Genomic DNA, 12,990 nt, shown 5'->3' with positions numbered 1-12,990 from the left:
TTTGGGGTTGAAGCGATGAGTCAGGCGATAACAGTATTGAGCAACGGCAGGCTATGCGACGGTTCCCTGGCCGACGCGCTGCGGGCCGATGTCTGGATCCAGGGCGAGAAGATCCTGGCGGTGCAGCCGCCGGGCGTCGCTCCGGCGGGCCTGGCGGATTCCCCGGGCGCCCGGCGGCCCGCCATCCATGACTGCACCGGCATGGTCGTCGCGCCCGGCTTCATCGATGTGCACACCCATGACGACGCCGTGGTCCTGGATCATCCCGACATGCTGCCGAAATTATCGCAAGGCATTACCACCGTGGTCGCCGGCAATTGCGGCATTTCGCTGGTTCCCATGGTGACCGGCGAGCCGCCGGCGCCGCTGTCGCTGCTGGGCAGGCAGCAATTCCGCTTCGATTGCCTGCGCGCTTATCGCCAGGCGGTCGACCAGGCGCGGCCCGGCGTGAATGTCGCCGCCCTGATCGGCCACACGACCCTGCGCATGCAGGTCATGCCGGATCTGGAGGCGCCGGCCGCGCCTGGGGAAATAGCGGCCATGAGCCGGATACTGGACGAGGCCATGCGCGAAGGCGCGCTCGGCATGTCGTCGGGCGTGTTCTATCGCCCGGCCTACGCCGCCAACCAGGAAGAACTGACGTCCCTGGTCAAAGTCGTTGCCCGGCACGGCGGAGTGTATTCCACGCATATCAGGGACGAGCTGCGTGGCATCGTCGAGGCCATCGAAGAGGCCGCCCTGACCGCCAGGCAGGCGGGCGCGCCCCTGGTGCTGTCGCATCACAAGTGCGCCGGCCCCGCGAACTGGGGCCGCACCGCCGAAACCTTGCCGCTCATTGAAAAGCTCGCCTTGCAGCAACCCATCAGCATGGATGTCTATCCCTACACGGCGGGCTCCACCGTGCTCAGGGAAGACCTGGTCGATGGCGTGATCGACATCCTGATCACCGGCAGCGAAGCGCACCCCGAAATGGCGGGGCGCTATCTCAAGGACATTGCCGCCTTGTGGGGCGTTTCCCAGGCCCAGGCCTGCCAGCGCCTGCAGCCGGGCGGAGCCTGCTATTTCCAGATGCGCCAGGATGACGTCGACCGGGTGGTCTGCCACCCCCTGTCCATGATAGGCTCCGATGGCCTGCCCCACGACAAGCGTCCGCATCCGCGCCTGTGGGGCGCCTTCCCGCGCGTCCTGGATCAGTACTGGCGGGTGAAAGGCACGCTTGCGCTGGAACAGGCAATACATAAAATGACGGGCATGTCGGCCAGCCGCCTGGGGCTGGGCGGGCGGGGCTATGTGAAGCCGGGCTTTTTCGCCGATATCGTCGTCATCGACCCGGACAAGGTGCGCGACCGCGCCACCTATGCCGATCCGGTCCAGTTCAGCGACGGTATCGAGCAGGTGTGGGTCAACGGCTGCCTGAGCTTTACCGGCCGGGAAAAAGGCCTGCCCGCGCGGGCAGGCCGGTTTGTCGGCCGCCATGGATCTGAACCGCTATGAATAAAGGATATCGCTTGAAATGTCTGCCGCAACGCACTTGATCGCACTGGACTGGGGAACTTCATCGTTGCGGGGCGCCTTGATGGACGCGCATGGCGAGGTACTGCGCGAGGCCGATACGGCCGACGGCATCATGTCGGCCGCCGGCCGGGGTTTTCGCGCCGTGTTCGACAGCCTGGCCGGTGGCTGGCTGCGGGACTACCCGCGGGCCGCGGTGCTGGCGGCCGGCATGATAGGCAGCCGCCAGGGCTGGCGCGAAGCGCCCTATGTGGCGTGCCCGGCCGGTTTCGCCGAGCTGGGCGCGGGCCTGGCCTGGCTGGATGACGCGGGCCTGTCGCTGGGTTTCGTTCCCGGACTGGCCACGCGGCACGCGGATGGCGCGCCCGATGTGATGCGCGGCGAAGAAGTGCAGATTTTCGGCGCCCTGGACGCGCTGGGCGTGGATGACGGCATATTCGTGCTGCCCGGCACCCACAGCAAATGGGCGGTGGTGGAAAACCGCCGGGTATTGCGCTTTCATACCTTCATGACGGGCGAGGTCTTCGCCTTGCTGCGCCAGCACTCGATCCTGTCGCGCACCATGCCGGCCAAAGACGCGACGCCCTGGTCCGCGGCGCGCGACAGCTTTCTCGCGGCATGCGCCGCGGCCGCCGGCGGGACGCTGCTGCATCGCCTGTTCTCGGTTCGCGCGCAAGGCCTTTTCGGGACCTTGCCCGAGGAATTGCAATCCGACTATCTATCGGGGCTGGTGATCGGGGAGGAAATCCGCGAAGCGCTGTCCTTGCTCGGCGGCTCGATGCCGCGGCAGGTCCACCTGGTATGCAGCCCGGACCTGTTCCAGCGCTACCACGCGGCCCTGTCGGTCTTCGGCATCGGCAGCTCGGACTGCGTGCGGCAGGCCAGCTTTCGCGGCATGCTCGCGATTGCCCGCGAACGCGCCCTGATCTCTTGAACACTATTGGAAAATCAATGCATATCGAACCCTTTCTGGACAAGTTCCCCCTGATCGCCATCCTGCGCGGCGTCACGCCGCAAGAGGCCGTTGCCATCGCCGAAGAGGTCGTCAATGCCGGCTTCGGGATCCTGGAAGTGCCGCTGAACTCGCCGCAGCCGCTGGCCAGCATCGAGCTGCTCGCCAAAAGGTTTCCGGACCAGCTCGTGGGCGCGGGCACCGTCATGTCGCCCGACGATGTGCGGGCGGTGGCGCAGGCGGGCGGACAACTGATCCTGATGCCGCACAGCGACCCCGCCGTGGTGCGCCAGGCCAAGCAATCCGGGCTGCTGTGCGTGCCAGGCGTGGCCACTCCCACCGAGGCCTTCGCTGCATTGGCCAATGGCGCCGATGCCCTGAAGCTTTACCCCGCCGAACAGATCGCCCCGGCGGTCGTCAAGGCCTGGCGGGCGGTCGTGCCGTCCAGGCATAGGCTGCTGCCCGTGGGCGGCATCACTCCCGACAATATGGAAGGCTATCTGCGCGCGGGCGCCAACGGTTTCGGCCTGGGCTCGGCGTTATACAAGGCGGGCATGGCGAGCATGGATGTCGCCGCCAACGCGCGGGCCTTCCGGCTTGCGGTGACGCGCCTCAAGGACGCGGGGCTGCTTGGCGGCTGAAAGAGTGGAAAAGCCATCCTGGCACTTTCCATACCAGTATACGCACTAGTCTTGTACCAGGTTTGTACAGTGGCATAATGACATGGAGCTTCTTTTTTCCTTCTCAAAGAGCAATATCATGGCCCAAACCCTGTACGACAAACTCTGGCATGCACATGTTGTGCATCAAGAGGCCGACGGCACCTGTTTGCTGTATATCGATCGCCACCTGGTGCATGAAGTCACCAGCCCCCAAGCTTTTGAAGGCCTTGCGTTGGCGGGCCGCAAGCCCTGGCGCGTCAGCGCCAACCTGGCGGTGGCCGACCACAATGTGCCCACCACCGCGCGCGCGCAGGGCATCACCGACCCGATTTCGCGCCTGCAGGTCGATACGCTGGACGATAACTGCGAAAAATACGGCATCACCGAATTCCGCATGAACGACAGGCGCCAGGGCATTGTGCACATCATCGGGCCGGAGCAGGGCGCCACCTTGCCCGGCATGACCGTGGTCTGCGGGGACTCGCATACCAGCACGCACGGGGCGCTGGGCACCCTGGCGTTCGGCATCGGCACCTCCGAAGTGGAGCACGTCCTGGCCACCCAGACCCTGCTCATGAAGAAGAACAAGAGCCTCCTGATCAAGGTCGAGGGCGAGCTGCCGTTCGGCTGCACCGCCAAGGACCTGGTTCTCTACATCATCGGCAAGATAGGCACGGCGGGCGGCACCGGCTACGCCATTGAATTCGGCGGCAGCACGATACGCGCCTTGTCGGTGGAAGGCCGCATGACGGTATGCAATATGGCGATCGAAGCCGGCGCGCGTTCCGGCATGGTGGCTGTGGACCAGAAAACCATTGATTATTTCCGCGGCCGTCCCTATGCGCCCTCCGGCGCCTTGTGGGACCAGGCGGTCCAGTACTGGCGCACGCTGCACAGCGACGACGGCGCCAAGTTCGACCGCGTGGTCGAGATCAACGCGCGCGAAGTGATGCCGCAGGTCACCTGGGGCACGTCGCCTGAAATGGTGCTCTCGGTGGATGCCCGCGTGCCCGATCCCGACAAGGAAAAAGACGACGTGCGCCGCAACGGCATGGAGCGGGCCTTGCAGTATATGGGCCTCAAGCCCAATACGCCGCTGGTGGACATCCCGGTCGACCGCATCTTCATCGGCTCCTGTACCAATGCCCGTATCGAAGACCTGCGCGCCGCGGCCAGCGTGGCGCGCGGCAGGCGGGTGGCGGCGTCGGTCAAGCAGGCCATGGTGGTGCCGGGCTCGGGCCTGGTCAAGCTGCAGGCCGAACAGGAAGGGCTGGACAAGATCTTCCTCGACGCCGGCTTCGAATGGCGCGAGCCCGGCTGTTCCATGTGCCTGGCCATGAACGCCGACCGCCTCGAACCGGGCGAGCGCTGCGCATCCACTTCCAACCGCAACTTCGAAGGCCGCCAGGGGCAGGGCGGGCGCACTCATCTGGTCAGCCCGGCGATGGCCGCGGCCGCCGCGATCGCCGGCCATTTTGTTGACGTACGAAATTTTCGATAGGAAGCCATCATGCAAGCATTCACGACCCATCATGGCCTGGTAGCGCCGCTCGATCGCGAAAATGTCGATACCGACCTGATCATACCCAAACAGTTCCTCAAGTCCATCAAGCGCACGGGCTTTGGCGCCAACCTGTTCGACGAGCTGCGCTATCTGGACCACGGCGAGCCGGGCATGGACAACAGCAAGCGTCCGCTGAACCCGGATTTCCTGCTGAACCAGCCGCGCTACCAGGGCGCTTCGATTCTGTTGGCGCGCAAGAATTTCGGCTGCGGCTCCAGCCGCGAACACGCCCCCTGGGCCTTGTCGCAATATGGCTTCCGCGCCATTATCGCGCCGTCCTATGCCGATATTTTCTTCAACAACAGCTTTAAGAACGGGCTCTTGCCGATTATCCTGCCCGAGCTGCAGATCGCCCGCCTGTTCGACGAGGTCAAGGCTTTTGTCGGCTACAAGCTGCGCATCGACCTCGAACGCCAGGTCGTCATCACCCAGGACGACCGCGAACTGGCCTTTGACATCGAGCCGTTTCGCAAGCATTGTCTGATCAACGGCCTGGACGAGATCGCGCTGACGCTGCAGAAATCCGATGCGATCCACGCTTTCGAGGCCGAAAGGCTGGCGCGCCACCCCTGGCTGGAAGCGCATCCCATCGCATAGCGCATCTGCTTTGGAGCTGTGGATCCAAAGCTCCATCCCTAAGGGCCGCGGCGACGCAGCCCTTTTTTCTGTTGTGTATGGCCAACATGTTTAGGAAATAAAATAATGAGTCACAAGATTGCTGTATTGCCGGGCGATGGGATCGGCCCCGAGATCATCGAACAAGCCCTGCGGGTGCTCGGCGCGCTGGGCATGGACCTGGATTTGCGCAGCGCGCCGGTGGGCGGCGCGGCTTTCGACGCGCACGAGCATCCCTTGCCGCCGGCCACTCTGGAGCTGGCCAGGAATTCCGCCGCCATCCTGTTTGGCGCCGTGGGCGACTGGAAGTACGACGCGCTGCCGCGCGAATTCCGGCCCGAGCAGGCCATACTGGGCCTGCGCAAGGCCTTGGGCCTGTTTGCCAACCTGCGTCCCGCCATCCTGTATCCGCAATTGGCCAATGCCTCCTCGCTCAAGCCTGAAGTGGTGTCCGGCCTGAATATTCTCATCGTGCGCGAACTGACCGGCGATATCTACTTCGGCCAGCCGCGCGGCGTGCGCGATATCGAGGACGGCCCCTTCAAGGGCGAGCGCCAGGGCTTCGACACCATGCATTACGCCGAATCGGAAGTGCGGCGCATCGCCCACGTGGGCTTCCAGGCGGCGCGCAAGCGCGGCAAGAAACTGTGCAGCGTGGACAAGGCCAACGTGCTGGAAACATCCCAGTTCTGGCGCGACATCATGATAACGGTGGCGCGCGAATATCCCGATGTCGAACTGTCGCACATGTATGTGGACAACGCCGCCATGCAACTGGTGCGCGCGCCCAAGGCCTTCGACGTGATCGTCACCGGCAACCTGTTCGGCGACATCCTTTCCGATGAAGCCGCCATGCTGACCGGCTCCATCGGCATGCTGCCGTCGGCTTCCCTGAATGCGTCCAATCAAGGCCTGTACGAGCCCAGCCATGGCTCGGCCCCCGACATCGCCGGCCAGAACATCGCCAATCCGCTGGCGACGATCCTGTCGGCGGCCATGCTGCTGCGCTATTCCCTGAACGAAGCGGGGCAGGCCGACCGCATCGAGACCGCTGTCCAGGCGGTTCTCGAGCAAGGCCTGCGCACGGCCGACATCCACGAGGACGGCACGACCAGGGTCTCGACCAGCGAAATGGGTGATGCCGTCCTGAAAGCATTAAAATAATGTTTCAGAACCGATTTTTATCTTTTTAGAGTGACAGCAACATGAACCAAGTAGTGGGTTTGGTAGGGTGGCGCGGCATGGTGGGTTCGGTCCTCATGCAGCGCATGCGCGACGAGGGCGACTTTTCCCTGTTCCAGCCGGTATTTTTTTCTACCAGCAATACAGGCGCCGCCGCTCCGGCCTGGGCCGATGGCGCCGGCCTCCTGCAGGACGCCTACGACATCGACGCCCTGAAAAAACTGCCTATCATCCTCACCGCCCAAGGGGGCGACTACACCTCGGCCGTCTACCCGAAATTGCGCGCCGCCGGCTGGGATGGCGTCTGGATAGACGCCGCCAGCACTTTGCGCATGGCTGACGACGCCATCATCGTGCTCGACCCCGTCAACCGCCCGGTCATCGATGCCGCCTTGCAGCGCGGCGTGAAGAACTTCATAGGCGGCAATTGCACGGTCAGCTGCATGCTGATGGGTCTGGCCGGCCTGTTCAACAACGACCTGATCGAGTGGATGACCAGCATGACTTACCAGGCGGCCTCGGGCGGCGGCGCCCAGCACATGCGCGAACTGCTGACCCAGTTCGGCCTGCTCAACGCCGCGGTCAAGCTGCAGCTGGACGACCCCGCATCGGCCATCCTGGATATCGACCGCGGCGTATTGCAGGCCCAGCAGGACCCCGAGCTTCCGCGCGATCATTTCGGCGTGCCGCTGGGCGGCAACCTCATCCCCTGGATAGACAAGGATCTCGGCAATGGCATGTCGCGCGAAGAATGGAAAGCCGAGGCCGAGACCAACAAGATACTCGGTCGCGGCGAAGCATTCGGCAGCGCCCCTACGCCCATTGACGGCCTGTGCGTGCGCATCGGCGCCATGCGCTGCCACAGCCAGGCCCTGACCATCAAGCTCAAGCGCGATGTGCCGCTGGATGAAATCGCCGGCATGTTGCGCGAGGGCTCCAAATGGGCCAAGGTCATTCCCAACGAGCGCGACATCACCATGCGGCAGTTGACGCCCGTCGCGGTGACTGGCACTCTGGACATCCCGGTGGGCCGCCTGCGCAAGATGTCAATGGGGCCGGAATATTTAAGCGCTTTTACGGTGGGCGATCAGCTATTATGGGGGGCGGCGGAACCGCTGCGCCGAATGTTGCGAATTACTTTGGGTGAATTATAAAAATGCGTATGTCCCGCTGTGTGTCGTCGTCTGCTGCGTTAGTCTCAAATACTAAACCTTTGGTCGGGGCACTGGCGGCGGCACTGCTGATGTGCTCGACGGCGCATGCGGCAAGCTTCGGGCATTCGCGCATCGTCTCCGCGCTGGGCCAGCCCTTGCGCATCGATGTGCCGGTAACCCAACTCAGCGCCGACGACTTGCGTTCGATTTCGGTCAGCGCCGCGCCAGCTTCGGCGTGGTTGCAGGCCGGCCTGATACCGCCCGTCGACCTGGCCAGCCTGCAGACCCGGCTGGCCGATGGTTTCGCTCCGGGCAGCAAGATCATACAAGTGCGTTCGGATCAGCCCTTCGACAAGCCGGTGGCCGACTTGCTGCTGGATGTGCGCACCGCGTCCGGCCAGCAGCGCTATCAAGTCAGCCTGCTCACCCACGCAAGCCAGGACGCCATAAGGTCCGCCGGCGCGTCGCCACAAGGCGCCGCGGCCGGCGCATCGGCCGCGGCTATGGGCAATCCAGCCAGCGGCGGCCATGCGTCCGCGGCCGCCATTCGGGTAAAGCGCGGCGACAATATGTTCCGCATCGCCAGGCGCCATGCCGTGCCGGGCGTCACGATTTATCAGATGATGATCGCGCTGCAACGCGCCAACCCCCAGGCCTTCATCGAAGACAACGTCAATCTGGTCAAGGCCGGCGCGACGCTTTCCATGCCGGACATGGCCGGGCTTACCGCCATTTCCGACCGTGAAGCGCGGCGGATTTTCCAGAGGCAGGCGCAGGCTTTCGCCCTGTACCGGCAGCGCGCCGCGGGCCAGGCTTCCGTTGTCGGGCAGGAAGGCGGCGCGGCCAGCGGCGTGGTTTCTTCGGCCGGCGCTCCCCACGCCCCCGAGCCCGCCGCGGGCCCGCGCGACCAATTGCGCCTGTCCGGCGGCGAGACCGCAAGAAACAGGGGCGGCCAGGCCGCCGGCAATGAGCGGGGTGCCGCGCAAGGGGCCGCGGGGTCTGGCGGCGCCAACGCGCAGGGCGGTGGAGGTTCAGGCATTGCCTATGCGCAGGGCGCTACTGGTTCTGGCGATGCCTATGCGCAGGGCGCCGCGGGAGCCGCCGGCAGTGCCCGCGGCTCGGCGGCCAGCGGGACTGGCGCGGACGGGCAAGGCGGCGCATCGTCCGCCGATGTCCAGGCGGACGATAGGCTGGCCACCCGCAAAGGCATCCAGGACTCGGAACAGCGGGTTTCGCAACTGGAGCAGAACGTCAAGCATTTGAACGAGGCTTTGCAATCGCAGGGCGAGGCAGCCAAGGATCTTCTTGTCGATGGCGCAAAGGGTCTCGGGCTATCCTTGCCCGGCATGGCCAGCGGCGCAGGCGGCAGCGACGCGCCGTCTTCCGCGGCTTCTGGCGCGGCGGGCTCTGGCGCAAGCGCCGCGCCAGGCGCCGCAGCGGGCGGTAGCGGCGCTGGCGCGCCTGTGGACTCAGGCGTCGGGGCGGCTGCCGGCAGCACAGCGGCCGGCAACGCTGGCGGCAACGCAGGGGCCGGCAACACCGGCGATGCCGCAGCCGCCAACGGGTCGGGCTTGGCGGCTTCAAACGGCGCGGCTTCAAACGGCGCAACGTCGAACGATGCAGCGGTGGATGGCGTCGATACCGCCACGCCGGGCGCCGCGGCAGCCGGTGCGGGCAGCCCGGCGGGGAATGCTTCGGCATCGGGCGCTGGCGCGAGTGCGGCAGGCAAATCAGGTGGCGGCTCCGCTGCCAGCGGCGCTGGCCGGACGGGCGACGCCGCGCCGCCCATGCCCTCTAATTCAAACAAGGCGGAACACACCGTGTCCTGGATACAAGAACATATGCTGGGCGTCATTACCGGCTTGCTGGCTTTGATCGTGCTGATCATCGCCTGGATATTGCGCCGGGCCAATGCCTCTCACGACGACGACCACAGCGGCCTGGTGACAGAGGCCATGGTCAAGGAAAAGCTCGACCAGATCAACTTCGATCTCGAAGAGCCGCCGCGGGACGATCTGAAAACGCAAAAGAGCTGAGGCGCCATGCCGCGCATGGCCTTGGGAGTGGCCTACGACGGGTCGTCCTGGCAGGGATGGCAGACGCAAACCGGCGGCCGCACCGTGCAGGACCGGCTGGAGTCCGCGCTCGGGCAATTCCTGGCGCAGCCCGTCGGCACCATCTGCGCGGGGCGCACCGATACGGGAGTGCACGGGCTGGGCCAGGTGGTTCATATCGACACCGCCGTGCAGCGGCGCATGGAATCCTGGGTGCGCGGGCTCAATGCGCTGCTGCCCGACAGCATTGCCGTGCAATGGGCGCAAGCCGTGCCCGACACCTTCCATGCCCGGTTCTCCGCCGTGTCGCGCACCTACCTTTATCTGGTCCGCAATTCCAGGGTACGTTCGCCCATGCTGCACGGCCGCGCCGGCTGGGTATACCATGCCCTGGACCTGGCCAGCATGCGCGAGGCGGCGCGGTTCCTGGTCGGCGAGCATGATTTCAGCTGCTTCAGGTCATCCCAATGCCAGGCCGCCAGTCCCGTGCGCACTCTGCAGGCGCTGGACATACAGCGCTACGGCGATTTCTTCCTGTTCACATTCAAGGCCAACGCCTTCCTGCATCATATGGTCCGCAACCTGATGGGCGCTCTGCTGTATGTCGGGCAGGGCAGGCAGGCCCCCGCATGGATGGAAGCCTTGCTGGCGCAGCGCGACCGCCGCCTGGCCGCTCCCACGTTCGCGCCCGACGGCCTGTACCTGGCCAAAGTGGACTATCCCGCCGAGTTCGGCCTGCCTGTTCTGCCTGCCGACAAGGCGCTGTTCTCGCACCTCGGTTTTTACCCGGCCGGCTGCTGACCCTGGGCATACACCAAGAGCCAGGCGCCCTGGAATCGGATAGAATTCATGCCGTTTCCATCAGACACCCATCGTTTATACTTGTTAGCTTTTGCGCGGCAAAATGCGCAGCAGGCGCGCCGCTGTTAGTCCGGAGTCATTGTCACCTTCCTGAGTGGGACTCATGAAATTTCTTCTCGCTTTATCAAAAATAATCGACAACATCAATCTGCGCGTGGGGCAGGCCGTTATCTGGCTGACGCTCGTCGTGGTGCTGGTGAGCGCAAGCAACGCCATCATACGCAAGGTGTTCAATACCAGTTCCAATGCGTGGCTGGAATTGCAGTGGTATCTGTTCGGCGCGATCTTCCTGCTGGCCGCGGGCTATACATTTTTGCGCAATGAGCACGTGCGGGTAGACGTTCTCGCGCAAAAGTTTTCCAAGCGCACACAAATAAAAATAGAGATCTTCGGCGTGCTGTTTTTCCTCTTTCCCGCGTGCTTCCTCATTTTCTGGCTTTCCCTGCCGTTCTTCTATGAATCGCTGGTGCTGCACGAGCTTTCGTCCAATACTGGCGGCCTGATACGCTGGCCCGCCAAGCTGTTGATACCTGTCGGCTTTGGCTTGCTGATCCTGGCGGGGCTGTCCCACCTCATCAAATGCATAGGTTTCCTGATCGGGGCCTGCCCCGACCCGACGGCGCGCGCCCACGGCAAAAGCGCCGAAGAAGAGCTGGCCGATGAAATCCTCAGGCAGGCCGAGCTGGATGCCCGCAATGCCGCTCAAAACACAATAAGCAGGGGCCGTTGATCATGGAGTTTTTTGTCGATAACCTGGCCCCGATCATGTTCATCAACCTGATCGTTTTTCTGCTGCTGGGCTTTCCGGTTGCCTTTTCGCTGGCCGCCAATGGCATCCTGTACGGCCTGGTTGCCATAGACCTGGGGCTGATGCAGCCCGCCTTGTTCCAGGCATTGCCGCAACGCATTTTCGGCATCGTCGCCAACGATACGCTGCTGGCCGTGCCCTTCTTTACCTTGATGGGACTGATACTCGAACGATCGGGAATGGCGGAAGATCTGCTTGAAACCGTCGGGCAATTGTTCGGCCCGATACGCGGCGGCCTGGCCATTGCCGTCGTCCTGGTCGGCGCCATGCTGGCGGCCACGACCGGCGTGGTGTCCGCCTCGGTCATTTCCATGGGCCTGATTTCGCTGCCCATCATGTTGCGCTACGGCTACGACCGGCGGCTGGCCGCGGGGGTGATCGCGGCCTCGGGCACGCTGTCGCAAATCATTCCGCCGTCCCTGGTGCTGATCATTCTTGCCGACCAGCTCGGTCGTTCCATCGGCGATATGTACCGCGGCGCCATGCTGCCCGGCCTGCTGCTGGCGCTGGCCTACATCGCTTATATCGTGGTCATTTCGCTGCTCAAGCCGGCCAGCGCGCCGGCCCTGCCCGAAGAGGCGCGCATCTATGTCAAGCCGGACGGCAGCCGCGGGCTGCGCTCGCTTGGCGTGCTGACCCTTATCGCTTCGGCCGTCTCCTATTTCGGCTCCGAATATTATTTCAGCGAGCACACCCAGGTGGCCGTCGACGAGCGTGTCGTCATCATGCTCGTCGGCTGGGGGATTACCGCGCTCGTCATTGCCCTGGTGAACAAGACTTTGCGTCTGGGGCTGCTGTCCGACATTGCCGAGCGGGTCACTTTCGTGATGATCCCGCCGCTGTTCCTGATTTTCCTGGTGCTCGGCACGATCTTCATCGGCGTGGCCACCCCGACCGAGGGCGGCGCCATGGGCGCCGTGGGCGCATTGGTCATGGCCGTGTCGCGCGGCCGCTTTTCGTTCCCCCTGCTCAGGCAGGCCATGGACACGACCACCAAGCTGTCATGCTTCGTGGTCTTCATCCTGGTGGGCTCGACCGTATTCAGCCTGAGCTTCCGCGGCGTGAACGGCGATATCTGGGTCGAGCACCTGCTCAGCGGGCTGCCCGGCGGGCAATGGGGCTTCCTCATCGTGGTCAGCCTGCTGACCTTCTTCCTGGCCTTTTTCCTGGATTTCTTCGAGCTGGCTTTCATCATCATTCCCCTGCTGGGGCCGGTAGCCGATAAAATGGGCATAGACCTGATCTGGTTCGGGGTGCTGCTGGCGGTCAATATGCAAACCTCGTTCATGCATCCGCCCTTTGGCTTCGCGCTGTTCTATTTGCGCTCGGTGGCGCCCAAGGACGATTATCATGACCGTGTCACGGGCAAGCTCATATCCAAAGTGACCACGGGGCAGATCTACTGGGGTTCGGTGCCGTTCATCGGCATACAGCTCGCCATGGTGGCGGCCGTCATGCTGTTTCCCGGCATGGTCATGCATTACAAGAATGATGCGCCGGTGGTGGACCCCACCACCATCAGGTTCGGCGCTGACAACGTGTACGGAACCGATTCCTACGATGGTGGTTCCAGTGGCGAGGGTACGGCCGACCCTGGCGCCGCGTTCAAATAGATAAAGATAAGGA

11 protein-coding genes are annotated in these 12,990 nt (G+C 64.0%); all 11 read left to right on the top strand.

Going from position 1 to position 12,990, the window contains the following annotated elements; all coding sequences use genetic code 11:
* Positions 1 to 15 precede the first annotated feature (15 nt).
* Complete coding sequence (locus BUB23_RS00615) at positions 16 to 1,494, top strand: N-acyl-D-amino-acid deacylase family protein (RefSeq protein ID WP_073100990.1); 1,479 nt, start codon at positions 16 to 18, stop codon at positions 1,492 to 1,494.
* Between the two features lie 19 nt (positions 1,495 to 1,513).
* Positions 1,514 to 2,446: a 2-dehydro-3-deoxygalactonokinase gene (locus BUB23_RS00610; protein WP_073100988.1), complete on the top strand. Its 933-nt coding sequence runs from the start codon at positions 1,514 to 1,516 to the stop codon at positions 2,444 to 2,446.
* A 17-nt stretch (positions 2,447 to 2,463) separates the two neighbouring features.
* Positions 2,464 to 3,105: a 2-dehydro-3-deoxy-6-phosphogalactonate aldolase gene (locus BUB23_RS00605; protein ID WP_073100986.1), complete on the top strand. Its 642-nt coding sequence runs from the start codon at positions 2,464 to 2,466 to the stop codon at positions 3,103 to 3,105.
* Between the two features lie 118 nt (positions 3,106 to 3,223).
* On the top strand, positions 3,224 to 4,627 hold the full coding sequence (gene leuC / locus BUB23_RS00600; RefSeq protein ID WP_073101600.1) for a 3-isopropylmalate dehydratase large subunit: 1,404 nt from the start codon (positions 3,224 to 3,226) through the stop codon (positions 4,625 to 4,627).
* Positions 4,628 to 4,636: 9 nt separating this feature from the next.
* Positions 4,637 to 5,287 carry a 3-isopropylmalate dehydratase small subunit gene (leuD, locus tag BUB23_RS00595; protein WP_073100984.1) on the top strand — a complete coding sequence of 217 codons (651 nt, stop codon included), beginning with the start codon at positions 4,637 to 4,639 and terminating at the stop codon, positions 5,285 to 5,287.
* Positions 5,288 to 5,392: 105 nt separating this feature from the next.
* Positions 5,393 to 6,469, top strand: a complete 1,077-nt coding sequence (gene leuB / locus BUB23_RS00590; RefSeq protein WP_073100982.1) for a 3-isopropylmalate dehydrogenase — start codon at positions 5,393 to 5,395, stop codon at positions 6,467 to 6,469.
* Positions 6,470 to 6,510: 41 nt separating this feature from the next.
* A complete protein-coding gene (gene asd / locus BUB23_RS00585) occupies positions 6,511 to 7,641 on the top strand; it encodes an aspartate-semialdehyde dehydrogenase (RefSeq protein WP_073100981.1) in 1,131 nt (376 codons plus the stop codon).
* 59 nt (positions 7,642 to 7,700) lie between these two features.
* Positions 7,701 to 9,677, top strand: a complete 1,977-nt coding sequence (locus BUB23_RS00580; protein WP_178372240.1) for a type IV pilus assembly protein FimV — start codon at positions 7,701 to 7,703, stop codon at positions 9,675 to 9,677.
* Between the two features lie 6 nt (positions 9,678 to 9,683).
* A complete protein-coding gene (gene truA / locus BUB23_RS00575; protein WP_073100979.1) occupies positions 9,684 to 10,496 on the top strand; it encodes a tRNA pseudouridine(38-40) synthase TruA in 813 nt (270 codons plus the stop codon).
* Positions 10,497 to 10,659: 163 nt separating this feature from the next.
* Positions 10,660 to 11,286: a TRAP transporter small permease subunit gene (locus tag BUB23_RS00570; protein ID WP_073100978.1), complete on the top strand. Its 627-nt coding sequence runs from the start codon at positions 10,660 to 10,662 to the stop codon at positions 11,284 to 11,286.
* A gap of 2 nt (positions 11,287 to 11,288) precedes the next feature.
* The gene (locus BUB23_RS00565) at positions 11,289 to 12,977 is read left to right on the top strand and encodes a TRAP transporter large permease (protein ID WP_073100976.1); all 1,689 of its coding nucleotides are present in this window, start codon (positions 11,289 to 11,291) and stop codon (positions 12,975 to 12,977) included.
* Positions 12,978 to 12,990: the final 13 nt, after the last annotated feature.

This window comes from Pollutimonas bauzanensis (genome assembly GCF_900129885.1).
Classification (GTDB): domain Bacteria; phylum Pseudomonadota; class Gammaproteobacteria; order Burkholderiales; family Burkholderiaceae_B; genus Pollutimonas; species Pollutimonas bauzanensis.
This window is presented reverse-complemented; position numbering and strand designations above follow the sequence as displayed.